General features: G+C 69.7%; 26 protein-coding genes. 24 read left to right on the forward strand and 2 right to left on the reverse strand.

What is annotated here, in order from left to right:
- Positions 1-5 precede the first annotated feature (5 nt).
- The 3 genes from ACI2L1_RS03950 to ACI2L1_RS03960 all read left to right on the forward strand — a co-directional run bounded on the left by ACI2L1_RS03950 (position 6) and on the right by ACI2L1_RS03960 (position 4,383).
- On the forward strand, positions 6-2,453 hold the full coding sequence (locus ACI2L1_RS03950; RefSeq protein ID WP_404737710.1) for a [protein-PII] uridylyltransferase: 2,448 nt from the start codon (positions 6-8) through the stop codon (positions 2,451-2,453).
- 84 nt (positions 2,454-2,537) lie between these two features.
- Positions 2,538-4,085, forward strand: coding sequence for a signal recognition particle protein (ffh, locus tag ACI2L1_RS03955; RefSeq protein ID WP_404737711.1), 1,548 nt, complete (start codon positions 2,538-2,540; stop codon positions 4,083-4,085).
- Positions 4,086-4,215: 130 nt separating this feature from the next.
- Positions 4,216-4,383: a hypothetical protein gene (locus ACI2L1_RS03960; protein WP_404737764.1), complete on the forward strand. Its 168-nt coding sequence runs from the start codon at positions 4,216-4,218 to the stop codon at positions 4,381-4,383.
- 6 nt (positions 4,384-4,389) lie between these two features.
- On the opposite strand, the gene ACI2L1_RS03965 is transcribed toward ACI2L1_RS03960, so the two are convergent.
- Entirely contained in the window at positions 4,390-5,250 is an 861-nt protein-coding gene (locus ACI2L1_RS03965; RefSeq protein WP_404737712.1) for an SAM-dependent methyltransferase, read from the reverse strand.
- Between the two features lie 199 nt (positions 5,251-5,449).
- Here ACI2L1_RS03965 and proS point away from each other — a divergent pair, with 199 nt between their 5' ends.
- The 18 genes from proS (at position 5,450) to ACI2L1_RS04055 (ending at position 20,184) form a co-directional block, all read left to right on the forward strand.
- Entirely contained in the window at positions 5,450-6,865 is a 1,416-nt protein-coding gene (gene proS / locus ACI2L1_RS03970) for a proline--tRNA ligase (protein ID WP_404737713.1), read from the forward strand.
- 261 nt (positions 6,866-7,126) lie between these two features.
- Entirely contained in the window at positions 7,127-7,729 is a 603-nt protein-coding gene (locus ACI2L1_RS03975) for a hypothetical protein (protein ID WP_404737714.1), read from the forward strand.
- 296 nt (positions 7,730-8,025) lie between these two features.
- Complete coding sequence (gene rpsP / locus ACI2L1_RS03980; protein WP_123763336.1) at positions 8,026-8,445, forward strand: 30S ribosomal protein S16; 420 nt, start codon at positions 8,026-8,028, stop codon at positions 8,443-8,445.
- A 2-nt stretch (positions 8,446-8,447) separates the two neighbouring features.
- On the forward strand, positions 8,448-8,687 hold the full coding sequence (locus tag ACI2L1_RS03985; RefSeq protein ID WP_003973401.1) for an RNA-binding protein: 240 nt from the start codon (positions 8,448-8,450) through the stop codon (positions 8,685-8,687).
- 112 nt (positions 8,688-8,799) lie between these two features.
- The gene (gene rimM / locus ACI2L1_RS03990; RefSeq protein ID WP_404737715.1) at positions 8,800-9,345 is read left to right on the forward strand and encodes a ribosome maturation factor RimM; all 546 of its coding nucleotides are present in this window, start codon (positions 8,800-8,802) and stop codon (positions 9,343-9,345) included.
- Positions 9,342-10,175: a tRNA (guanosine(37)-N1)-methyltransferase TrmD gene (gene trmD, locus ACI2L1_RS03995; RefSeq protein WP_404737716.1), complete on the forward strand. Its 834-nt coding sequence runs from the start codon at positions 9,342-9,344 to the stop codon at positions 10,173-10,175. Before rimM ends, trmD begins: the two co-directional genes overlap by 4 nt.
- Positions 10,176-10,308: 133 nt before the next feature.
- Positions 10,309-10,659, forward strand: coding sequence for a 50S ribosomal protein L19 (gene rplS, locus ACI2L1_RS04000; RefSeq protein ID WP_020138756.1), 351 nt, complete (start codon positions 10,309-10,311; stop codon positions 10,657-10,659).
- Positions 10,660-10,704: 45 nt separating this feature from the next.
- Positions 10,705-11,400, forward strand: coding sequence for a signal peptidase I (lepB, locus tag ACI2L1_RS04005; protein ID WP_404737717.1), 696 nt, complete (start codon positions 10,705-10,707; stop codon positions 11,398-11,400).
- Positions 11,393-12,487, forward strand: a complete 1,095-nt coding sequence (gene lepB, locus ACI2L1_RS04010) for a signal peptidase I (protein ID WP_404737718.1) — start codon at positions 11,393-11,395, stop codon at positions 12,485-12,487. Before lepB (ACI2L1_RS04005) ends, lepB (ACI2L1_RS04010) begins: the two co-directional genes overlap by 8 nt.
- Positions 12,375-13,358: a signal peptidase I gene (lepB, locus tag ACI2L1_RS04015; RefSeq protein ID WP_404737719.1), complete on the forward strand. Its 984-nt coding sequence runs from the start codon at positions 12,375-12,377 to the stop codon at positions 13,356-13,358. Before lepB (ACI2L1_RS04010) ends, lepB (ACI2L1_RS04015) begins: the two co-directional genes overlap by 113 nt.
- 162 nt (positions 13,359-13,520) lie before the next feature.
- Positions 13,521-14,297, forward strand: coding sequence for a signal peptidase I (gene lepB, locus ACI2L1_RS04020; protein ID WP_404737720.1), 777 nt, complete (start codon positions 13,521-13,523; stop codon positions 14,295-14,297).
- On the forward strand, positions 14,287-14,811 hold the full coding sequence (locus ACI2L1_RS04025; protein WP_404737721.1) for an NUDIX hydrolase: 525 nt from the start codon (positions 14,287-14,289) through the stop codon (positions 14,809-14,811). Before lepB (ACI2L1_RS04020) ends, ACI2L1_RS04025 begins: the two co-directional genes overlap by 11 nt.
- Positions 14,812-14,867: 56 nt before the next feature.
- On the forward strand, positions 14,868-15,176 hold the full coding sequence (locus tag ACI2L1_RS04030; protein ID WP_003965949.1) for a DUF2469 domain-containing protein: 309 nt from the start codon (positions 14,868-14,870) through the stop codon (positions 15,174-15,176).
- 112 nt (positions 15,177-15,288) lie between these two features.
- Positions 15,289-15,651: a YraN family protein gene (locus ACI2L1_RS04035; RefSeq protein WP_404737722.1), complete on the forward strand. Its 363-nt coding sequence runs from the start codon at positions 15,289-15,291 to the stop codon at positions 15,649-15,651.
- Between the two features lies 1 nt (position 15,652).
- Positions 15,653-17,278 carry a YifB family Mg chelatase-like AAA ATPase gene (locus ACI2L1_RS04040; protein ID WP_404737723.1) on the forward strand — a complete coding sequence of 542 codons (1,626 nt, stop codon included), beginning with the start codon at positions 15,653-15,655 and terminating at the stop codon, positions 17,276-17,278.
- Positions 17,275-18,432 carry a DNA-processing protein DprA gene (dprA, locus tag ACI2L1_RS04045; protein WP_404737724.1) on the forward strand — a complete coding sequence of 386 codons (1,158 nt, stop codon included), beginning with the start codon at positions 17,275-17,277 and terminating at the stop codon, positions 18,430-18,432. Before ACI2L1_RS04040 ends, dprA begins: the two co-directional genes overlap by 4 nt.
- A 243-nt stretch (positions 18,433-18,675) precedes the next feature.
- A complete protein-coding gene (gene whiG, locus ACI2L1_RS04050; RefSeq protein WP_404737725.1) occupies positions 18,676-19,521 on the forward strand; it encodes an RNA polymerase sigma factor WhiG in 846 nt (281 codons plus the stop codon).
- A 105-nt stretch (positions 19,522-19,626) separates the two neighbouring features.
- On the forward strand, positions 19,627-20,184 hold the full coding sequence (locus tag ACI2L1_RS04055) for a TetR/AcrR family transcriptional regulator (RefSeq protein WP_404737759.1): 558 nt from the start codon (positions 19,627-19,629) through the stop codon (positions 20,182-20,184).
- Positions 20,185-20,398: 214 nt separating this feature from the next.
- Here ACI2L1_RS04055 and ACI2L1_RS04060 read toward each other — a convergent pair whose 3' ends face one another.
- A complete protein-coding gene (locus tag ACI2L1_RS04060; protein ID WP_404737760.1) occupies positions 20,399-20,899 on the reverse strand; it encodes a M23 family metallopeptidase in 501 nt (166 codons plus the stop codon).
- A gap of 333 nt (positions 20,900-21,232) precedes the next feature.
- On the opposite strand from ACI2L1_RS04060, the gene rpsB reads away from it, so the two are divergent.
- The 3 genes from rpsB (at position 21,233) to pyrH (ending at position 24,108) form a co-directional block, all read left to right on the forward strand.
- Positions 21,233-22,177, forward strand: coding sequence for a 30S ribosomal protein S2 (gene rpsB / locus ACI2L1_RS04065; RefSeq protein ID WP_404737726.1), 945 nt, complete (start codon positions 21,233-21,235; stop codon positions 22,175-22,177).
- A gap of 158 nt (positions 22,178-22,335) precedes the next feature.
- A complete protein-coding gene (gene tsf / locus ACI2L1_RS04070; RefSeq protein ID WP_404737727.1) occupies positions 22,336-23,172 on the forward strand; it encodes a translation elongation factor Ts in 837 nt (278 codons plus the stop codon).
- A gap of 177 nt (positions 23,173-23,349) precedes the next feature.
- The gene (gene pyrH / locus ACI2L1_RS04075; RefSeq protein WP_404737728.1) at positions 23,350-24,108 is read left to right on the forward strand and encodes a UMP kinase; all 759 of its coding nucleotides are present in this window, start codon (positions 23,350-23,352) and stop codon (positions 24,106-24,108) included.
- Positions 24,109-24,152 lie beyond the last annotated feature (44 nt).

Raw genomic sequence — 24,152 nt, forward strand, 5'->3', positions numbered from 1 at the left:
GCTGGGTGACGAGCACGGACGTGCACAAGGACGTAGAGGACTCGGGACCCAGCGGCTACGCGGCGGCCCGGCTGCGCCTCCTCCAGGAGGAGGCGCGGTCCGGGCCGCCGCGCCGTTCCGCTCTTGCCGACCTGACCGACGACTGGCTCTCGGGGCTGTTCACCGCCGGCACCGAGCAGCTGCGCGGGGTCTCCCTGATCGCTGTCGGCGGCTACGGCCGCGGAGAGCTCTCCCCACGCAGCGACCTGGACCTGGTCCTGCTGCACGACGGCAGCGACTCGGACGCGGTCGCCGCCCTGGCCGACCGGATCTGGTATCCGGTGTGGGATCTGGGTCTCGCCCTCGACCACTCCGTGCGCACGCCTGCGGAGGCCCGTAAGACGGCCGGGGAGGATCTGAAAGTCCAACTCGGTCTCCTGGACGCCCGTCACATCGCCGGTGACCTGGGACTGACGGCAGGCCTGCGCACCGCGGTCCTCGCCGACTGGCGCAACCAGGCGCCCAAGCGCCTCCCCGAACTCCAGGAGCTGTGCGCCGAGCGCGCCGAGCGCCAGGGCGAGCTGCAGTACCTCCTGGAACCCGACCTCAAGGAGGCCCGCGGTGGCCTCCGGGACGCCACCGCCCTGCGCGCCGTCGCCGCCTCCTGGCTGGCCGACGCTCCGCGCGAGGGCCTCGACGACGCCCGGCGCCGACTGCTCGACGTCCGGGACGCCCTGCATCTGACCACCGGGCGCGCGACCGACAGGCTCGCGCTCCAGGAACAGGACCAGGTCGCCGCCGAACTCGGCCTCCTGGACGCCGACACCCTCCTGCGGCAGGTCTACGAGGCCGCGCGGGTCATCTCGTACGCCAGTGACGTCACCTGGCGTGAGGTCGGGCGCGTGCTCAGGTCGCGTGCCGTGCGGCCGAGGCTGCGGGCCATGCTCGGGGGCGGCAAGCCGGTGCCCGAGAGGTCGCCTCTGGCGGAGGGCGTCGTCGAGCAGGACGGCGAGGTGGTGCTCGCCCGCGCCGCACGCCCCGACCGTGACCCGGTGCTGCCGCTGCGTGCCGCGGCCGCCGCCGCGCAGGCCGGACTCCCGCTGTCCCTGCACGCCGTACGGCGCATGGCGGCCCATGTGCGCCCCATGCCGACGCCCTGGCCCGCCGAGGCGCGTGAACAGCTGGTCACGCTGCTCGGCTCAGGCAGCCCGACGATCGACGTCTGGGAGGCACTGGAGGCGGAGGGCATGATCACCCAGCTGCTGCCCGACTGGGAGCGGGTCCGCTGCCGTCCCCAGCGCAACGCCGTGCACATCTGGACCGTCGACCGGCACCTCATCGAGACGGCCGTACGCGCCTCGGAGTTCACCAGGCGCGTCCACCGTCCCGACCTGCTGCTCGTCGCCGCGCTGCTGCACGACATCGGCAAGGGCTGGCCAGGTGACCACTCGGTGGCCGGCGAGATCATCGCGCGCGATGTCGCCGCGAGGATCGGATTCGACCGTGACGACGTCGCCGTACTCGCGGCTCTCGTACGGCACCACCTGCTGCTCGTGGACACCGCCACCCGGCGTGACCTTGAGGACCCCGCCACCGTGCGTTCGGTCGCCGAGGCCGTCGGGTCGCAGGGCACCCTGGAGCTGCTGCACGCGTTGACCGAGGCGGACGCGCTGGCCACCGGACCGGCCGCCTGGTCGTCCTGGCGGGGCTCGCTCGTCGCCGACCTGGTGAAGCGCGTGGGGGCCGTGCTCGCCGGGGACGAGCTCGACGAGCCCGAAGAGGCCGCGCCCACCGCCGAGCAGGAGCGGCTCGCCATCGAGGCGGTCGCGACCGGCGGCCCGGTGCTGTCCCTGCGTGCGCAGACCGAGCCGCCCGTGGACGACCAGCGCTCGGGTGACCCGGAACCACTCGGCGTGGAGCTCGTGATCGCCGTGCCGGACCAGCCGGGTGTGCTGCCCGCGGTCGCCGGAGTGCTGGCCGTGCACCGGCTGACCGTGCGGACCGCGGAGCTCAGCGCCCAGGACCTGCCCGACGGAGTCGAGGGTTCCGTGCTCCTGCTGAACTGGCGGGTCGCCGCCCAGTACGGCTCGCTGCCCCAGGCGGCCCGGCTGCGCGCCGATCTCGTACGGGCCCTGGACGGGTCGTTGGACGTCGCCGGACGGCTGGCCGAGCGGGACGCCGCGTATCCGAGGCGCAGGGGCGTCATCGCGCCCCCCGCGCGCGTGACGGTCGCCTCGGCGGCCTCCCGACACGCCACCGTGATCGAGGTCCGCGCCCAGGACGCCCCGGGACTGCTGTTCAGGATCGGGCGCGCCCTGGAGGACGCCGACGTACGGATGCGCAGCGCCCATGTGTCGACACTGGGCGCCAACGCCGTGGACGCCTTCTATGTGACCGACGGCAAGGGTGCGCCGCTGTCGGGCGGGGAGGCGGCTTCCGTGGCGCGGAAGTTGGAGGAGACCTTGCGGGGCTGACCGGGGGATCCCGGCCACCTGTGTCGCCGGGATACCCTGGAGGGCGATTCCCAGCTGCCACCGACCCCGAGGACCGCGAGCGCCGTGTTCGATACTCTTTCCGATCGCCTCTCAGCGACTTTCAAGAACCTGCGCGGCAAGGGACGGCTCTCCGAGGCGGACATCGACGCCACCGCGCGCGAGATCCGGATCGCGCTCCTGGAAGCGGACGTGGCTCTGCCTGTCGTCCGGACGTTCATCAAGAACGTCAAGGAGCGCGCCCTCGGTGCCGAGGTCTCCCGGGCGCTGAACCCCGCCCAGCAGGTCCTGAAGATCGTGAACGAGGAGCTCGTCACGATCCTCGGCGGCGAGACCCGGCGTCTGCGGTTCGCCAAGAACCCGCCCACCGTGATCATGCTGGCGGGTCTCCAGGGTGCCGGTAAGACCACCCTCGCGGGCAAGCTCGGTCACTGGCTCAAGGGGCAGGGCCACTCGCCGCTCCTGGTCGCCGCCGACCTCCAGCGGCCCAACGCCGTGAACCAGCTCAGCGTCGTCGCCGAGCGCGCCGGAGTCGCGGTCTACGCCCCGGAGCCGGGCAACGGCGTGGGCGACCCGGTCAAGGTCGCCAAGGACTCCATCGAGCACGCCAAGGCGAAGGTCCACGACATCGTGATCGTGGACACCGCCGGCCGTCTCGGTATCGACCAGGAGCTGATGCAGCAGGCCGCGGACATCCGCGACGCCGTCTCGCCGGACGAGATCCTCTTCGTCGTCGACGCGATGATCGGCCAGGACGCGGTCAACACCGCCGAGTCCTTCCGCGACGGCGTCGGCTTCGACGGCGTGGTGCTCTCCAAGCTCGACGGTGACGCCCGTGGTGGCGCGGCCCTGTCGATCCGGCAGATCACCGGCAAGCCGATCATGTTCGCGTCGAACGGCGAGAAGCTCGACGACTTCGACGCCTTCCACCCTGACCGGATGGCCTCCCGCATCCTCGACATGGGTGACCTGCTCACCCTGATCGAGCAGGCGGAGAAGACGTTCAGTCAGGAAGAGGCCGAGAAGATGGCCTCCAAGCTGGCGTCCAAGAAGGGCCAGGACTTCACCCTGGACGACTTCCTGGCCCAGATGGAGCAGGTCAGGAAGATGGGCAGCATCTCCAAGCTGCTCGGCATGCTTCCCGGCATGGGCCAGATCAAGGACCAGATCAACAACCTGGACGAGCGGGACGTCGACCGTACGGCCGCCATCATCAAGTCGATGACGCCGGCCGAGCGCGCCGACGCCACGATCATCAACGGCTCGCGCCGCGCCCGTATCGCCAAGGGGTCGGGTGTCGAGGTCAGCGCGGTCAAGAACCTGGTCGAGCGGTTCTTCGAGGCCCGCAAGATGATGTCCCGCATGGCTCAGGGCGGCGGGATGCCGGGCATGCCGGGGATGCCGGGCATGGGCGGCGGCCCCGGCCGCGCCAAGAAGCAGCCGAAGCAGGCCAAGGGCAAGCAGCGCTCCGGCAACCCGATGAAGCGCAAGCAGCAGGAGCAGGAAGAGGCCGCGCGCAGGGCCGCCCAGGGTGGCAACGCCTTCGGGGTGCCCGGCCAGCAGGCCCCGCAGGACTTCGAGCTGCCGGACGAGTTCAAGAAGTTCATGGGCTGAGACGTACGGTCCTTACGGCGCCGGAGGTTGCCTCCGGCGCCGTAAGCACACACGCTGGCGCGGCTCTCCCGTCGCAATGTGCGGACGACCAGTTCGCTGGAAGCGGGCACCAAGCGCACCACCCTCGCGAATGTGGCCGGCATCGACGAGGCCGAGGGACGAGGAGGCGTGCCGCAAGCTCACCGAGCACCGGGGGCAACTGGACGCGCCCGCACGGGCGTTGCTGGAGAGCGAGACGCTGGAGGAGACGGACGTGTACCGGATCGCCCAGTTCACGCGGCTGAGCAAGGAGATCTGAGGAGACTCAGGGGACCCTCGCGATCAGGTACCGGAAGACGTTCGGCATCCACACCGTGCCGTCCCGGCGCTGATGCGGATGCAGCGCCTCCGTCACCTCCTTGTCCACCTGCGCCTGGTCGGTCGCCGCGATCGCCGCGTCGAACAGCCCCGTCGACAACAGCCCCCTGAGGGCGCTGTCGAGGTCGGCGTACCCGAACGGACAGGCCACCCGCCCCGATCCGTCGGGCTTGAGGCCGGCCCGCTGGGCGACCTCCTCCAGGTCGTCGCGCAGGGCAGGGCGCCAACTGCCCGTGCTGCGCAGCGGATCCGCCAGCTTGGTGGCCACCCGCAGCACGGACGACGTGGCGCACCGCTCCGGCGGACCCCAGCCGGCGAGCACCACGGGCACCCCTCGCTCGGCGAGCGGTGTCGCCGAGGCGAGAAGTTCTCCGAGCCCCTCCGAGTCGCCCGCGAGACACCCGATCGGCTCGAAGGCGGTCACCACGGTGTACCGGGGAGCGTCGGCGGTGGCGACGGTGTCCTGGGGCGAACCCTCGACGAGCCGGGTGTCCGCACGCGTGCGCGTGCCCCACGCCTCCGGCAGGAGCCGCTGCCGTGCGAGGGCCAGCCGTTCGGGGGAGGAGGACTCCACACCGGCGACCGAAGCGCCTCTGGAGGCGGCGATGAGCAGGGCGAGTCCGCTGCCGCAGCCGAGGCCCAACAGCCGCGTCGCGGAGCCCACTTCCAGTCGCTCGTAGACGGCCTCGTACAGCGGAACCAGCATCCGCTCCTGGATCTCCGACCAGTCACGCGCGCGTGCACCGAGGTCCGCACGGGACGCCTCTGCCGTCCGAGACAGTTGCTGCCGCACGAGCGTAGGTGTCATGGATAAGCGCCCCAATCCGCCGAGAGTTGTCTCCGTGCCCGATTACTTAGCCCCCGTGACGTGCGCTCGCACTCCCCCCGTATGCCAGGTAACTCCGCACTCGACCGCTCGTCCAGAGGCTGAAGGGCCCTGCTTGTGGGTTGGCTGTGCCGGGGAAAAGAATTCACATGACGGCAACGTGTGCCCGTAGCATCCCGCCATGGCAAAGGCACCTGTTCTCACACCCCGGGCGGACGACTTTCCGCGCTGGTACCAGGATCTGATCACCAAGGCCGAACTGGCCGACAACGGTCCGGTGCGCGGCACCATGGTCATCCGACCGTACGGGTACGGGCTGTGGGAGCGGATGCAGGCCGAGATGGACGCCCGCATCAAGGAGACGGGCACCCAGAACGCGTACTTCCCGCTGCTGATCCCGCAGTCGTACCTCACCCGCGAGGCCGACCATGTCGAGGGTTTCGCGCCCGAGCTCGCGGTGGTCACCCATGGCGGCGGCAAGGAGCTGGAGGAGCCCGCGGTCGTCCGGCCCACCTCCGAAATGATCATCAACGACTACTTCTCGAAGTGGGTGCAGAGCTACCGCGACCTGCCGCTGCTGATCAACCAGTGGGCGAACGTGGTGCGTTGGGAGCTGCGGCCCCGGCTCTTCCTGCGGACGACGGAGTTCCTGTGGCAGGAGGGCCACACCGCGCACGCGACCGAGGAGGACGCGCGCGTGTTCGCCTCGCACATCCACCGGCAGGTCTACGAGGACTTCATGACGAACGTGCTCGCGATGGACGTCGTCCCCGGCCGCAAGACCGTCAAGGAGCGCTTCGCCGGCGCGATCAACACCCTCACGCTCGAAGGCATGATGGGTGACGGCAAGGCCCTCCAGATGGCCACCAGCCATGAGCTGGGCCAGAACTTCGCCAAGGCCTTCAACACCTCGTACCTGTCGAAGGACGGCACCCAGGAACTCGTCTGGCAGACCTCCTGGGGCTCGACCACCCGCATGATCGGCGCCCTGGTGATGATGCACGGCGACGACAACGGCCTCCGGGTACCGCCGCGGCTGGCGCAGACCCAGGTGGTGGTTCTGGCCATCAAGGGCGACGAGCAGGTTCTGGCCAAGGTCCGCGACATCGGCGACCGGCTGAAGGCGGCGGGCCTGCGCGTCCACGTCGACGACCGCACCGACACCCCCTTCGGCCGCCGCGCGGTCGACTGGGAGCTCAAGGGTGTGCCGGTCCGCGTCGAGGTCGGGCCCCGTGACCTGGAGAACGGCACGGCGATGGTGGCGCGGCGAATCCCGGGCGGCAAGGAGGCGATCGCCGTCGAGGATCTCGTACGACTGCTCCCGGCCGTCCTCGAAGAGGACCAGGCGCTGCTGCTGGCCCAGTCCCGCGAGCGCCGCGAGTCCCGCACGACCGAGGTGTCGACGTACGACGAAGCCGTCGAGGCGGCCGTCGCCGGTGGCTGGGCGCGGATTCCCTGGGCGGTGCTCGGCGAGGAAGGCGAGGCCAGGCTGGCCGACCACGCCGTGACCGTACGGTGTCTGGTCGCCGAGGACGGGTCGGTGCCGGAGGCCGACGACGCACCCGGTAACGTCGCGGTCGTCGCGCGCGCTTACTGAGGTAGCGCCCTTCCGGCGGGAGAGCGACCGAAACGCCTCTTGCGCACCTGCCGATCCCAGCGACACCGGCGCGTGGACGCGATCTACGTGCCGGTGCGTACTTCACACTACGCACCAGCTTGGTATGAGCTGTGAGGCTTCTCCGCAGATCAGCGCACCCGCCCTCGTCTCCACGCATCAGCGGCAACTGACGGGTACGTGCAAATTATTTGGGATGCCCCGGAATAGGAACACAGGGGCACTCTGGCTCGTTGTCATTACGTGAGCACGACACAGACACCACCTGTTCTCGCCGCAGAGCTGGCAGAGGCGTGGGCCGACATTCAGCGGTACCACCCCGAGCTGCCTGACCTTGCCGCGCCAGAGTCCCTGATCGGGGAGTCGTCGTCCGCGTGCGGTCACGAGCTCTCCTTCGAGCGACTGCTTCATGAAGCAGTCCATGGCATCGCCGCCGCGCGAGGCATCCGCGACACCTCCCGCGCCGGCCGCTACCACAACCGCAGATTCCTCGCGATCGCCGAGGAGATGGGCCTGGACCACCCCGAGGAGCCGCATCCCAGCAGCGGCTTCTCGCTGGTCACGCTCACTCCCGACGCAAAGCGCCGGTACCGCCCGACCATCGAGCGGCTCCAGCGCGCCCTCAAGGCCCACACCGCGGCGACCTCCGCCGACACCGCCCGCTCCTTCCGGGGTCCGGCGGCCCGTCACGGCTCCTCCGGGGGCGGGGTCCGGGTCAAGGCGGTCTGCGACTGCGGCCGCAATGTGAGGGTCGTTCCCTCCGTCCTGGCCCAGGCGCCGATCGTCTGCGGTGGATGTGGGAAGCCGTTCCGTATCCCGAAGGTCGTGGGCGCGGCGGCTGGCTGACCGTCCTACCGGCAACTCGTGGCTGTCGGTCGGGTGGAGGGGTGGGTGCGGGAGACCGCGCCCACCTCTACGGCACTTGGATCACCGGGTGCCCCTCAGGCGTGCCCAGACGCCCTTGCCGCAGTCCCCGGTCCGAAGCGACCCGCAGGGTGTGGCAGAATGGCTAGCTGTACTCGACAGCCGCACAGGAACCCTCTCGCCTCCGGCTGACGCGTCCATCGGGCACTCGGGTACCGCAACCCCACGCGGCATTCTCGCCGTGCCCAACCACGTCAAAACCAGGAGAACCCACTCCCGTGGCAGTCAAGATCAAGCTGAAGCGTCTGGGCAAGATCCGTTCGCCTCACTACCGCATCGTCGTCGCCGACTCCCGCACCCGCCGTGACGGCCGTGCGATCGAGGAGATCGGTCTGTACCACCCGGTGCAGAACCCCTCGCGCATCGAGGTCGACACCGAGCGTGCGCAGTACTGGCTGGGTGTCGGCGCACAGCCGACCGAGCCCGTTCTGGCCATCCTCAAGCTGACCGGCGACTGGCAGAAGTTCAAGGGTCTGCCCGCCCCGGCTCCGCTGCTCCAGCCGGCCGAGAAGGCCGCACGTCCCTCGTTCGAGGCCCTCGGTGGCGACGACGAGGGCAAGGGTGAGGCCATCACCCAGAAGAAGAAGGCTGAGAAGAAGGACGAGGCTGCCGCCGAGTCCGAGTCGACCGAGGCCTGAGCATGCTCGAGGAGGCTCTCGAGCACCTCGTGAAGGGCATCGTCGACAACCCTGACGATGTGCAGGTCGCCTCGCGCAACCTGCGCCGCGGGCGTGTGCTGGAGGTCCGGGTCCACCCCGACGACCTCGGCAAGGTGATCGGCCGCAACGGCCGCACCGCACGCGCCCTGCGCACCGTCGTGGGCGCCATCGGCGGCCGTGGTGTCCGCGTCGACCTCGTCGACGTGGATCACGTCCGCTGACGCAACGCAGCACCGGCTCGGGCCGGGGAGGGCCACAGGGCCGTCCCCGGCCCGTAGTCGTACCTACTTGTCGTCGACTCGTACCTATTCGTCGTCCAGGAGATCAAGCACAGTGCAGCTGGTAGTCGCTCGCATCGGCCGTGCCCACGGCATCAAGGGCGAGGTCACCGTGGAGGTCCGCACCGACGAGCCGGAGCTGAGGCTCGCGCCCGGCGCCGTCCTGCTGACGGACCCCGCCGCCACGGGTCCCCTCACCATCGAGACCGGCCGGGTCCACAGCGGCCGCCTCCTCCTGCGCTTCGAGGGCGTGAAGGACCGCACCGCCGCGGAGGCGCTGCGCAACACCCTCCTCATCGCCGAGGTCGACCCGGAGGAACTGCCGGAAGAGGAGGACGAGTACTACGACCACCAGCTGATGGACCTGGACGTGGTCACCGCGGACGGCGTCGAGGTCGGCCGGATCACGGAGATCTCCCACCTGCCCTCCCAGGACCTCTTCATCGTGGAGCGGCCCGACGGCAGCGAGGTGATGATCCCGTTCGTCGAGGAGATCGTCAGCGAGATCGATCTGGAGGAGCAGAGGGCGGTCATCACACCGCCGCCCGGGCTGATCGACGACAATGCCGAGATCGCGTCTTCCAGGGACGACGACGCATGAGGCTCGACGTCGTCACGATCTTCCCCGAGTACCTCGAACCCCTGAACGTCTCCCTCGTCGGCAAGGCACGCGTGCGTGGGCAGCTCCAGGTCCATGTGCACGACCTGCGCGCATGGACGTACGACCGCCACAACACCGTCGACGACACCCCGTACGGCGGTGGCCCGGGCATGGTCATGAAGACCGGCCCTTGGGGCGACGCGCTGGACTCCGCGCTCGCGGACGGCTACGAGACGGGCGCCCACACGCCCGCCCTCGTCGTCCCCACCCCGAGCGGTCGCCCCTTCACCCAGGAACTCGCCGTCGAGCTCTCCGAGCGCCCCTGGCTGATCTTCACGCCCGCGCGCTACGAGGGCATCGACCGCCGGGTCATCGACGAGTACGCCACCAGGATGCCCGTCTACGAGGTGTCCATCGGCGACTACGTCCTCGCCGGCGGCGAAGCGGCCGTACTGGTGGTCACAGAGGCGGTGGCGCGGCTGCTGCCCGGCGTCCTGGGCAACGCCGAGTCGCACCGGGACGACTCCTTCGCGCCCGGTGCCATGGCCAATCTCCTGGAGGGACCCGTCTACACCAAGCCGCCCGAGTGGCGCGGCCGCGGCATCCCGGACGTACTGCTCAGCGGGCACCACGGCAAGATCGCCCGCTGGCGCCGCGACGAGGCGCTCAGGCGTACGGCGGCCAACCGGCCCGACCTCATCGAGCGCTGTGAGCCGGGGGCCTTCGACAAGAAGGACCGCGAGATGCTCTCCATCCTGGGCTGGGCGCCGGACCCGGCAGGGGAGCCGTACGGCCGATTTTGGCGCAGGCCAGAAGGCATGGAACAATAGGTCGCTGTTGTGCGTCGTCCGGCGTGCGCCCCTGCCACAGGGGGACACGACGCCCGCCCCGACACGGACAGCATCCTCACGAACACCTAACTACCGCCGATGACCTGTGGCATGGGCGAAGAAAGCAGACGAAATGTCTCACCTGCTCGACTCCGTCGACGCCGCGTCGCTGCGCAGCGACATCCCCGCCTTCCGCCCGGGTGACACCGTCAACGTCCACGTCCGCGTCATCGAGGGCAACCGCTCCCGTGTGCAGCAGTTCAAGGGCGTGGTCATCCGTCGCCAGGGCGCCGGTGTCCGCGAGACCTTCACGGTCCGCAAGGTCTCGTTCTCCGTCGGCGTCGAGCGCACCTTCCCGGTGCACACCCCGATCGTCGAGAAGATCGAGCTCGTCACCCGTGGTGATGTGCGTCGCGCCAAGCTGTACTACCTGCGTGAGCTGCGCGGCAAGGCCGCGAAGATCAAGGAGAAGCGCGACAACTGAGCGCCTCTCGGACGTCACAACGGGGCCGGATAGCATCTGGCTCCGATGGACACCGAAGCACAGCCGACGGAGCGCGACCGCTCCTCCCGCCCTGAACCAGGGGCCGTGGAGGGACGGTCGCGTTTCGCGTTGGTGTCGAGAATCACCGAGTGGCTTCCCGGTGGCCGGATCTCCCTGACTCTCCTGCTCTGCCTGGCGTTTCTCCTGCTTCTGAGCACCTTCGTGGTCAGACCATTCCAGATTCCCAGCGGATCCATGGAAAACGGATTGAGGATCGGGGACCGGGTTCTCGTAAATAGGTTGGCGTACCGTTTCGGTGCCGAGCCGCGGCGGGGAGATGTGGTCGTGTTCGACGGAACCGGGTATTTCGGGGACGGGGACTACATCAAACGCGTTGTGGGTGTGGGGGGAGACCACGTGGTCTGCTGTGACAAGAAGGGGAGGATCGAGGTGAACGGCTGGTCGGTCGACGAGTCGGGCTTCCTGTACCCGGGCGACAGTCCGTCCTCGGTGCCCTTCGACGTCGAGGTGCCCGAGGGCACGCTGTTCGTCCTGGGTGACCACCGCAGCGTCTCCAGCGACTCCCGGGACCATCTCGGCTCCCCGGGCGGCGGCATGATCCCCGTCGACGACGTCCTCGGACGGGCCGACTGGATCATCTGGCCCGCCGGCCACACCATCCGTCTGCAGCGTTCCACCGCCTACGCGCGTGTGCCCGCCGCGGAGGGTGCGCATGGGTAACCGCGGCAAACCACGCGGCGTGCCGAGCGAGGCAGCCGACCAGCTCCTCCCCACCGGAGTCCGCCGCGCCGCCAGTCCCACCGGCGGCCGTTCGCGCGCGGAGCGGCGCAAGCTCCAGCGCAAGGTCAAGCGGCGCAGGAGGCGCGGCGCGGTCAAGGAGATACCTCTCCTCGTCGGTGTGGCCGTCCTCATAGCCCTCGTGCTGAAGACCTTCCTCGTCCAGGCGTTCGTGATCCCGTCCGGCTCGATGGAGCAGACGATCCGGGTCGGCGACCGCGTCCTGGTCGACAAGTTCACCCCGTGGTTCGGCTCCGAGCCGCAGCGCGGGGACGTCGTCGTCTTCAAGGACCCCGGCGGCTGGCTCGACGACGAGCAGACCACGGCGAAGAAAGAGGACCCCGTCGTCGTCAAGCAGGTCAAGGAGGGACTCACCTTCATCGGCCTGTTGCCGTCCGACAACGAGCAGGACCTCATCAAGCGGGTCGTCGGAGTCGGCGGCGACCGCGTCAAGTGCTGTGACACGGAGGGACGCGTCACCGTCAACGGGGTTCCCCTGAGCGAGACGGACTACCTGTATCCCGGAAACGTCCCCTCCATCCAGCAGTTCGACATCACCGTCCCCAAGGGGCGGCTGTGGATGATGGGTGACCACCGCGCCAACTCCGCGGACTCCCGCGCCCACCAGAACACCGACTACGGAGGCACCGTCTCCCTGGACTCGGTGGTGGGGCGGGCCAGGGTCATCGCGTGGCCCTTCGGACACTGGACCACGCTGGACGAGCCGAAAACTTACTCTTCCGTTGCCGACTCGGTGTCCGGGGCGACCGCAGCTTCCCAGCCGTCGCTTAGGGTTGCTACCGACGATCCGAACGAAGCGATCCAACTCCCGAGCCCTGCGGAACTCCCGCTCGTTATGGGAGTGGTGGGCCTGCGCCGTACTTGGGGCAGGCGGCGGCACAGAGTAAGGAGTTGGCGTGGGGGATGTGGCGGTTGGCGCACGATCCGGGCACGACGGCGAGGAGCACCGCGGACGCCCCGTGGGAGCAGCCGACCCGGCCGCGGACAGCGCCGTGACCTCCGGGAGTGACTCCGGGGCGACCGAGGACGGCACGGCGCTGGGCGAGGCGCCGAGGACGGACGGACAGGGGCCGGGCGGCGCGGCACCCCGGGTGAAGAAGCCGCGCTCCTTCTGGAAGGAGCTGCCCATCCTGATCGGCATCGCGCTCGTGCTGGCGCTGCTGATCAAGACGTTCCTGGTGCAGGCCTTCTCGATCCCGTCCGACTCGATGCAGAACACCCTCCAGGAGGGCGACCGCGTCCTGGTGGACAAGCTCACCCCGTGGTTCGGCTCCGAGCCCGAGCGCGGCGAGGTCGTCGTCTTCCACGACCCGGACAACTGGCTGGCGGGCGAGCCGACGGCGGACCCGAACGCCGTACAGACGTTCCTCTCCTGGATCGGCCTGATGCCCTCCGCCGAGGAGAAGGACCTCATCAAGCGCGTCATCGGCGTCGGCGGCGACACGGTCTCCTGTGAGGGCACCGGCCCGCTGAAGGTCAACGGCAAGGTGCTCAACGAGGCGTCGTTCGTCTACGCCGGCAATACCCCGTGCAGCCAGGACGACCAGGGTGGACAGTTCACCGTGAAGGTCCCCAAGGGCTACATCTGGGTGATGGGCGACCACCGGCAGAACTCGCGGGACTCCCGCTACAACCAGTCGGACAAGCACCACGGCATGGTCCCGGTCGACGACGTCGTCGGGCGCGCCATCGTGAAGGCCTGGCCGATCAACCGCTGGGGCACGCTGCCGGAGCCGGACACCTTCAGCCAGGTCGGCATCAACGACCAGTCGTCGGCGTCCGCGGCTCTCTCCGTCGCGCCGCAGGGGATCGCCCTCGTCGGCGTGGTGCCGGTGGCGCTGTGGCGTCGCAGGAAGATCGCCGTGGAGCGGAGTCGCTGATCGCGTTCCGGTCATCAAAGGCCCTTTTCGCAGCGGGTACCGCGATCACGTCCTGTTCCGGGGCATGCCGCGCGACCTGGTGAAAGCTTTGCGGAGCTTGTGCCCTCGGCCGTGGAGGAGGGGGCTGCCCCGGTCGGGTACCGCCGGGTAGGGTGCGGGTCCATGGGTGGCGAGAGCACTACGCGTACGGCCCCGCACAGCGGTGGCACCAGCACGGGCCCGGCGGGCGGCCGGATCGGGCAGCGACTGTCCGGTGTGGGCATCGCGCTGGGCCTCGTGATGTTCCTCGGCGGATTCGCCTGGGGAGCGGTGCTCTACCGGCCGTACACCGTGCCCACCAGCTCGATGTCACCCACGATCGCCGCCGGCGACCGGGTGCTGGCGCAGCGTGTCGACGGCGATGAGATACGCCGGGGCGACGTCGTCGTTTTCACCGACAAGTCCTGGGTGACCAACGCCGAGGTGGTCAAGCGCGTCGTCGCGGTCGGCGGCGACACGGTCTCCTGCTGCACCAGCGGCAAGCTGACGGTGAACGGCAAGCAGATCGACGAGCCGTACCTGCCCGAAGGCAGTCTCGCCGAGATCACGAACTTCCCGACCGTCACGGTGCCCGCGGGCCGGCTCTTCCTGCTGGGTGACGAGCGTCAGGGCTCCCTGGACTCCACCGCGCACCTCACCGACGCCGCAAAGGGCACGGTGGCGCGCACCGCCGTGCAGGCCAGGGTGGACGCCGTCGTATGGCCCATGAACGGCATGCTGAAGCGCCCCACGGGCTTCGAGGCGCTCGGCGCGCTCTCCTCGCCGGGCCCGCTGCGTCTGGTCTTCGCCCTGATCGTCGTCGGCGCGGTGCTGGTCCTGGGCGGCGGGGCGTACGGGCCGTTCGCCAAGCTCTTCAGCAGGAGCTCCCGGGTCCGGACGGAGCCCGTCGGTGCCCGCTGAGGCGGCGGCCGGGCACGAGGGCGCCCAGGAAGGCGGGCTCCGCAGGGTGGCCCGGGTGGTCCTGCTCGATCCCGAGGACCGCATCCTGCTGCTGCACGGACACGAGCCGGACGATCCGGCCCACGACTGGTGGTTCACACCGGGCGGCGGACTGGAGGGCGACGAGACCCGTGAAGAGGCCGCGCTGAGGGAACTCGCCGAGGAGACCGGCATTACCGAGGTGCAGCTCGGGCCGGTGCTGTGGCGGCGGACGTGTTCCTTCCCGTTCGCGGGCCGTCGCTGGGACCAGGACGAGTGGTACTACCTGGCCCGTACGACGCAGACGGTCACCGAGGCCAAGGGCCTCACCGAGCTGGAGCGGCGCAGTGTCGCCGGAGCGCGCTGGTGGACGTGTCAGGAACTGACCCGGGCACATGAGACGGTGTATCCGACCAGACTCGCCGAGCTGCTGCGCAGGCTGCTCGACGAAGGTCCCCCGGCCGGGCCCGTGACCCTGGACACCGAAATCGTCTAGGGGCTGACGGGACTGGCGCACAATGGTGGGATCGCACGGCTGAAGGGGAACATGCCATGAGCGCCGAGGACCTCGAGAAGTACGAGACCGAGATGGAGCTCAAGCTCTACCGGGAGTACCGCGATGTCGTCGGTCTGTTCAAATACGTGATCGAGACCGAGCGGCGCTTCTACCTGACCAACGACTACGAGATGCAGGTGCACTCGGTCCAGGGTGAGGTGTTCTTCGAGGTGTCCATGGCGGATGCGTGGGTGTGGGACATGTATCGGCCGGCTCGCTTCGTGAAGCAGGTCCGGGTGTTGACGTTCAAGGACGTGAACATCGAGGAGCTGAACAAGAGCGATCTGGAGCTTCCGGGCGGGTGACGGTGTTTTCGCCCGTGTGAGTGACGGGGTTTTCCACAACCGCTGAGTAGTCCACCAAGATCAACTCGGTGGGCAGGGTTGCGTGATCGTTGGCGCCGGAGGTGGTGCCGACATGAACGCACGCAGTGCACTCGGCAAGTACGGCGAGAGTCTGGCCGCGAGGCGGCTGACCGCGGCCGGGATGACGGTCCTGGAGCGCAACTGGCGCTGTGGCAGGACCGGTGAGATCGACATCGTGGCGCGGGACGGGGAGGTCCTCGTCGTCTGCGAGGTCAAGACACGGCGGGCGGGTGCCTTCGAGCACCCCATGGCCGCGGTGACCCCAGAGAAGGCGGAGCGGCTGCGGAGCCTCGCCGAGTGCTGGATCCACGCCCATGGCGGGGCGCCACCGGGAGGCGTCCGCATCGACCTGGTCGGCGTCGTCCTGCCACAGCGCGGCGCGCCCGTGGTCGAGCATGCGCGGGGGGTGGCCTGAGATGGGGTTCGCTCGTACGTGCTCGGTGGCGCTGGTGGGCGTCGAGGGGGTCGTGGTCGAGGTCCAGGCGGATCTGGAGCCGGGGGTCGCGGCGTTCACGTTGGTGGGGTTGCCGGACAAGAGCCTGACGGAGAGCAGGGACCGGGTTCGGGCGGCCGTCGTGAACTCAGGCGGTGAATGGCCGCAGAAGAAACTCACGGTCGGGCTGAGTCCGGCGTCGGTGCCGAAGGCGGGTTCTGGGTTCGACCTCGCCGTCGCGTGTGCGGTGCTGGGAGCCTCCGAGCGGATCGACTCGCGGGTGCTCGCCGACATCGTGATGATCGGAGAGCTGGGTCTGGACGGACGGGTCCGTCCGGTCCGGGGCATCCTGCCGGCGGTGCTGGCCGCCGCCGACTCCGGCTACGAGCAGGTCGTGGTGCCGGAGTGCGCCGCCGCCGAGGCCTCGCTGGTGCCCGGGATCTCCGTGCTGGGCGTGCGAAGTCTCCGGCAGCTGATCGCGGTCCTCACCGACGAGCCGGTGCCCGACGAGGAACCGGACACGCCGGGCCGCCCCGATCCATTGCTGGCCGGTCTGCGGGTACCGGGCACGGGGGCCGCCACCGGAATGCACAGCGCGGGTGCCGCGCAGCAGGATCACGGGCACGACCTGGCCGATGTCGTCGGTCAGACCTCGGCGCGCACCGCGGTGGAGGTCGCGGCGGCCGGTGGCCATCACCTGTTCCTGGAGGGGCCGCCCGGCGCGGGCAAGACGATGCTCGCGGAGCGGCTGCCCGCGGTCCTGCCCCGGCTGACCCGGGAGGAGTCGCTGGAGGTGACGGCGGTGCACTCGGTGGCGGGCCTGCTGCCGCCCGGCAAACCCCTGATCGACGTCGCCCCCTACTGCGCCCCGCACCACTCGGCGACCATGCAGGCGCTCGTCGGCGGCGGACCCGGTGTCGCCCGTCCCGGGGCCGTGTCGCTCTCGCATCGAGGGGTGCTCTTTCTCGACGAGACACCCGAATTCGCCACCCGGGCCCTCGACGCGCTGCGGCAGCCGCTGGAGGCGGGGCACGTGGTGATCGCGCGAAGTGCGGGGGTCGTACGGTTCCCGGCGAAGTTCCTGATGGTGCTCGCCGCGAATCCGTGCCCCTGCGGCCGCTTCTCGCAGACCGACGACTTCTGCGAGTGCCCTCCTTCGGCGATCCGGCGCTACCAGGCCAGGCTCTCCGGCCCGCTGCTCGACCGGGTCGACCTGCGGGTTCAGGTGGACCGGGTCACGCGTGACCAGCTCGCCCGGCGGGGTGCCCGGGGCGAGTCGACCGAAGTGGTCGCCGACCGGGTGCGGGCCGCCAGGGAGCGGGCGGCGATCCGTTTCGCCGGCACGCCGTGGCGGACCAACAGCGATGTGCCCGGCCGGGAACTGCGAAGCCGCTGGCATGCCGTGTCCGGGGCGATGGACGACGCCGAGCGCAATCTGGAGCGAGGCGTCCTGACCGCCCGGGGGCTGGACCGCGTTCTGCGTGTCGCCTGGACGGTCGCGGACCTCGTCGGACACGACCGTCCGGACGCGACGGACGTCGCCCTGGCGCTGCAACTGCGCACCGGGGTGCCCCGGGGTGTCCCCATGGCGATCGGGGCGCTGACGTGACCGGCGACGAACCTGACAGGGAACTGCTCGACCGGGTCTTCCTCGCCCGGGTCGTCGAGCCCGGAGACGAGACGGTGGGGCGGTGGGTTCGGCAGTGGGGTGTGGCGGAGGTGGCCTCGCGGTTGCGGCGCTGTGGGGAGCCGTTGCCGGGGGTGAGTGAGAAGCGGTGGGACGGGCTGCGGGAGCGGGCGCGGGTGGCTGAGCCGGTCAGGGATCTCGCCGACGCTCATGAGGCCGGCGCGCGGTTTGTCGTTCCCGGCGGTGCCGAGTGGCCGAGGCAGCTCGATGATCTCGGGGACGCCCGGCCCATCGGGCTGTGGGTGCGGGGGCGGCCCAGCCTGCGAATGTGGGCGCTCAGGTCGGTCGCTCTGGTGGGGGCCCGTGCCTGTACCGAGTACGGGGCCCACATGGCCGCCACCCTCGGCACCGGGCTCGCCGAGCGGGGGTGGGTTGTGGTGTCCGGCGGCGCGTACGGGGTCGACGGCGCCGCTCATCGCGGTGCTCTGGGCGCCGGCGGTGCCACCGTCGCCGTCCTGGCCTGCGGGGTCGACCGGCCCTACCCGCGCGGTCACACTCAGTTGATCACCAGGATCGCGGAACAGGGGCTGGTGATCGGTGAGTTGGCACCCGGCGATCATCCGACGCCGAGCAGGTTCGTGCTCCGGAACCGGGTGATCGCCGCCCTCACCCGGGGCACCGTGGTCGTCGAGGCCGCCCACCGCAGTGGTTCGCTCGTCACCGCGCGTGCGGCCCAGCGGCTGGGCCGGCACACGATGGGGGTGCCCGGGCCGGCCACCAGCAGTCTGTCCGCCGGAGTGCATGAGCTGCTGCGCGGGGACGCCACGCTGGTCACGGATGCCGCGGAAGTCGTCGAACTGGTGGGCGACATGGGCGAGCTGGCCCCGGACCGGCGCGGACCGGTGCTGCCGCGTGACCTGCTGGAACCGGCGGCGAGGAGAGTTCTGGCCGCGTTGCCGGGGCGACGGGAAGCGCAAGTGGACGAGATCGCCCGGGGCGCTCAGACGACGCAGGGCGACGCGGTCGCGAGACTGTACGAACTCCGTTCACTTGGTTACGTCGAACGACACGGCGACGGCTGGAAGTTGACACGCCAGGCGATGATCTCCGTCCGGGGTGGTCGGAGCCCGGGCTGACCGAGCGTGTTCGGCCGTCCGGGGGAACCCCGAAGCCCTTGGGAATTCCCGCAGTTGACGCATTCTGATGATCACGCACAGTGGTCGGCGCGAACTCTCCGGAGTGCCAGCGGAACGTATCTGCGTATGAACTCCGCCAGTCTCTTTGCGCACTGCGACTCTTCAGTCACGCTACGCTCACGGGGATTCCGACGCACTTCACGTACATCGCGTACTTCACGGCAGAACGGCACAAGGCGACGAATGCCCCAGCACACCTCCGGGTCCGACCGGGCGGCGGCGATCCCCCCAGCCGCCCGTGACGGTGGCAGCGCGCGGCCGCCCGCTCCCTCGACACTCGACGAGCTGTGGCGGTCGTACAAGGCGACGGCGGACGAGCGGCTGCGTGAGCAGCTGATCCTGCACTACTCACCGCTCGTGAAGTACGTCGCCGGGCGGGTGAGCGTCGGCCTGCCGCCCAACGTCGAGCAGGCGGACTTCGTGTCCTCGGGGGTCTTCGGGCTCATCGACGCGATCGAGAAGTTCGACATCGACCGGGAGATCAAGTTCGAGACCTACGCGATCACCCGGATCCGGGGCGCGATGATCGACGAACTGCGGGCGCTGGACTGGATCCCGAGGTCCGTGCGGCAGAAGGCGCGCAACGTCGAGCGGGCCTACGCGACTCTGGAGGCGCGGCTGCGGCGGACGCCTTCGGAGGGTGAGGTCGCCGGCGAGCTGGGGATCGCCGTGGACGAACTCCACGCCGTGTTCAGCCAGTTGTCACTGGCCAACGTGGTGGCCCTGGAGGAGCTGCTGCATGTCGGCGGTGAGAGCGGGGACCGGCTCAGCCTCATGGACACCCTTGAGGACACCGCCGCGGACAACCCCGTGGAGGTCGCCGAGGACCGGGAGCTCAGACGGTTCCTGGCGCGGGCCATCAACACGCTGCCCGAGCGGGAGAAGACCGTCGTCACGCTGTACTACTACGAGGGGCTCACACTCGCCGAGATCGGCAACGTGCTCGGGGTGACCGAGAGCCGGGTCAGCCAGATCCACACCAAATCCGTGCTGCAGTTGCGGGCGAAGCTGGCCAGTTTCGGTCGCTGACCAGGCCGGACGTCGTCTCGGTGAGAGCCGGTCGGGTGGAGTGACTCCCGTCGGGAGTGGTGCGTCCGTAGAGTGGTTGACGTGCCAAGGATTCGAGCGGCCTCCGTGGCCGAGCACCGGTCGATGCAGCGAGCCGCCCTGCTGGACGCGGCTCGGTCGTTGCTGTCCGAGGGTGGGACGGAGGCGCTGACCTTCCCGGCTCTCGCCGAGCGGACGGGGCTTGCGCGGTCGTCCGTGTACGAGTACTTCCGGTCGCGGGCCGCCGTGGTCGAGGAGCTGTGCGAGGTCGACTTCCCGGTGTGGGCCGCGGAGGTTTCGGCGGCGATGGAGCGGGCGTCGACGGCTGAGGGCAAGGTCGAGGCGTATGTGCGGCAGCAGTTGGCGCTCGTCGGGGATCGGCGGCACCGGGCTGTGGTCGCCATCTCCGCGAGTGAGCTGGACGCGGGGGCCCGGGAGAAGATCCGGGCGGCGCACGGGGGGCTTGTCGCGATGATCGTCGAGGCGCTCGGGGAACTGGGGCATGAGCAGCCCCGGCTGGCCGCGATGCTTGTGCAGGGGGTTGTGGATGCGGCTGTGCGGCGGATCGAGCTGGGGGCGGCCGAGGAGCCTGGCGTGATCACTGAGGCTGCTGTGGGTATGGCTTTGCGAGGTGTGCGGGGCTGAGGTTGGGGTGGGTTTTCGCTCGCCCGCGCCGGCGGGGTGCCGCATCTGTGGGTCGGGAGCCGCCCCAGCGGCACGACTGCCCGCACTACGGCGGGCTACGGGGGAGGAGTCTCGGCGTGGCTGCCGCGCAGTAGGCACGGGGACGATTGCTCGCGGTTACGGCGGATGAGTCTCGATGCCCCCGCGTAGCAGCCGCGGGCGCGATTGCTCGTAGCTACGGCAGGGGGACGCCCAGAACCGGGAGGAGTCTCGACGGGCCCCTGCGCAGTAGCCACGGTGGGAGCAGGGACAGCGGGTCCAGGTAGGTGTCGCCTCTCAGCAAGCCCCAGTGCACGCACGTGGTCGTGCAGTGTGAGCCCGTCGGCTCCACCGTGCCCACTACGTCGCCGGCCTCCACCTCGTCGCCCCTCTTCACCGATGCCGTCACCGGCTCGTAGGTGGTTCGGAGATCTGTTCCTGTCAGTCCCAGCGAGACCACCCCCTTTCCCGCCACTCGCCCCGCGAAGGACACCCGGCCCGCTGCCACCGCTTGTACCGGGGTTCCGGGAGACGCTGCCAGGTCCACGCCCCGGTGGCCGCGGCCGTACACCGTCGCCGGAGGTTCCCAGCCGCGGAGGACCGCGGGTCGGGTGCCCACGGGCCAGGTCCGGGCGAGCGCCGGGACCGAGGTGTCCGTGGCCGCGGGGGTGAGGGGGACCGGGGGGCGTACGGGCATGGTCACCGGGAGTGCCCACAGGAACCCCACCACCAGCCACGTACCGCATCGCTTCGCTCGCATGCGGAAACCGTCCCGCACCCGCACCGATCATGGCCGGGACCTGTGGACTACCGCCCGGTTGTGGACAGCGGCGTCACCCGGTGCCTCCCGGGTCCCGTACACTTCTTCTGGCGATCCGGGTCACCGGGTCGACTTCGCACGCCCCGACACCAGGCCGCCATGCGGTCGGTGTCAGCGCCTCTCGGTCCTTGTGGCAAGGCGCGTCGCGGGCGTCAGGCGTGGGTGCCTCCGGTACCCGCGGTACAACCGAGAACACCAAGGAGAACGGCCATGGCCGTCGTCACGATGCGGGAGCTGCTGGAAAGCGGCGTCCACTTCGGTCACCAGACCCGTCGTTGGAACCCGAAGATGAAGCGGTTCATCTTCACGGAGCGCAACGGCATCTACATCATCGACCTGCTCCAGTCGCTGTCGTACATCGACCGCGCCTACGAGTTCGTCAAGGAGACCGTCGCCCACGGCGGCACGGTCATGTTCGTCGGCACGAAGAAGCAGGCGCAGGAGGCCATCGCCGAGCAGGCCACCCGCGTCGGCATGCCCTTCGTCAACCAGCGCTGGCTGGGCGGCATGCTCACCAACTTCTCGACCGTCTACAAGCGTCTGCAGCGCCTCAAGGAGCTTGAGCAGATCGACTTCGAGGACGTCGCCGCGTCCGGTCTGACCAAGAAGGAGCTTCTCGTGCTCTCGCGCGAGAAGGCCAAGCTGGAGAAGACCCTCGGCGGTATCCGCGAGATGTCCAAGGTTCCCAGCGCCGTCTGGATCGTGGACACCAAGAAGGAGCACATCGCGGTCGGTGAGGCCCGGAAGCTCAACATCCCGGTCGTCGCCATCCTCGACACCAACTGCGACCCCGACGAGGTCGACTACAAGATCCCGGGCAACGACGACGCGATCCGCTCCGTCACCCTGCTCACCCGCGTGATCGCCGACGCCGTCGCCGAGGGTCTCATCTCCCGCTCGCGCGTCGCCACCGGTGACAAGGGTGAGAAGGCCGCGGGCGAGCCGCTCGCCGAGTGGGAGCGCGACCTGCTCGAGGGCGGCGAGAAGAAGGCCGAGGAGGCTCCCGCCGAGGCAGCCCCGGCCGCTGAGGCTGAGGCTCCGGCCGCCGAAGAGGCCCCCGCGGCCGAGGCTCCGGCTGCCGAGGAGGCCCCCGCGGCTGAGGCCGAGGCTCCCGCCGCCGAGGCCGCTCCGGCCGCGGACGCCGAGCAGGCCTGATCCGTCAGCGTCAGGGGTGACGGCGGGAGCGGGGGCATCAACTCCGCTCCCGCCGTTCACCCGTAGGTCAGCGGAGAGTCGGCGGCCCCGGGCTATATGGGGGCCGTAGACCCCGTAGATCTTCGATCTTCCAGACTTCCAGAAAGATTCACAGACTCATGGCGAACTACACCGCCGCCGACGTCAAGAAGCTCCGTGAGCTCACGGGCGCCGGCATGATGGACTGCAAGAAGGCACTGGACGAGGCCGAGGGCGACGTCGAGAAGGCCGTCGAAGCGCTCCGGATCAAGGGCCAGAAGGGCGTCGCCAAGCGCGAGGGCCGCTCCGCCGAGAACGGCGCCGTGGTCTCCATCATCGCCGACGACAACTCCTCCGGCGTCCTCGTCGAGCTGAAGTGCGAGACGGACTTCGTCGCCAAGGGCGAGAAGTTCCAGGCCGTCGCCAACCAGATCGCGCAGCACGTCGCCGCGACCTCCCCGGCCGACCTGGAGGCCCTGCTCGCCTCCGAGATCGAGGCCGGCAAGACCGTCCAGGCGTTCGTGGACGAGGCCAACGCCAACCTCGGCGAGAAGATCGTCCTGGACCGCTTCGCGCAGTTCGCCGACGGCTTCGTGACCGCGTACATGCACCGCACGATGCCCGACCTGCCCCCGCAGATCGGTGTCCTCGTCGAGCTGGACAAGCCGAACGCCGAGGTCGCCCGCGGTATCGCGCAGCACATCGCCGCCTTCGCGCCGAAGTACCTCTCCAAGGAGGACGTGCCGGCCGAGGTCGTCGAGTCCGAGCGTCGCGTCGCCGAGGAGACCACCCGCGCCGAGGGCAAGCCCGAGGCCGCCCTGCCGAAGATCGTCGAGGGTCGTCTCAACGGCTTCTTCAAGGACGCCACACTGCTCGGTCAGCCGTACGCGCTCGACAACAAGAAGTCGGTCCAGAAGGTCCTGGACGAGGCCGGTGTCACCCTGAAGCGCTTCACGCGCATCAAGGTCGGCATCTGAGTCCGTACCGCGACACGGTCCCGACCCCGATAGGGTCGGGAACAGTCCGCGTACGCCGTCACACACGCGTGCGTGACGGGCAGCAGATCTGACGAGGAGGCCATTGCCGCGCATGGGATGCGAACCAGTTCCCACCGGCAATGGCCTTCTTCGTATGTGCACCACTAGGAGAACGCCATGACCACGAAGCCCCAGAAGAGCGACGACGGCAAAGTACGCGGCCGGTTTCTGCTGAAGCTGTCCGGAGAGGCGTTCGCCGGTGGCGGGGGCCTGGGTGTGGACCCCGACGTGGTGCACAAGATCGCCCGTGAGATCGCCGCCGTCGTCCGGGACGGCTCCGAGATCGCCGTAGTCATCGGTGGCGGCAACTTCTTCCGTGGCGCCGAGCTCCAGCAGCGCGGCATGGACCGGGCCCGCTCGGACTACATGGGCATGCTCGGCACCGTGATGAACTGCCTCGCCCTCCAGGACTTCCTGGAGAAGGAGGGCATCGACAGCCGGGTGCAGACCGCCATCACCATGGGCCAGGTCGCCGAGCCGTACATCCCGCTGCGCGCCGTGCGCCACCTGGAGAAGGGCCGCGTGGTCATCTTCGGCGCCGGTATGGGCATGCCGTACTTCTCCACCGACACCACCGCCGCCCAGCGCGCCCTGGAGATCGACGCCGAGGCGCTTCTGATGGGCAAGAACGGCGTGGACGGGGTCTACGACTCCGATCCGAAGACCAACCCCGACGCGGTCAAGTTCGACTCGCTCGGGTACGGAGAGGTCATCACCCGTGACCTGAAGGTCGCCGACGCCACGGCCGTCACGCTGTGCCGTGACAACAAGCTCCCGATCCTGGTCTTCGAGCTCCTGGCGGAGGGCAATATCGCTCGCGCCGTCAAGGGTGAGAAGATCGGCACGCTCGTGGGTGAGCAGGGCAGCAGGGACTGACCGCAGATGCCCCCGGTCCCTGACCGGGGGATGGACAATGTCCT

This window comes from Streptomyces sp. NPDC019531 (assembly GCF_044903305.1).
Taxonomy (GTDB): domain Bacteria; phylum Actinomycetota; class Actinomycetes; order Streptomycetales; family Streptomycetaceae; genus Streptomyces.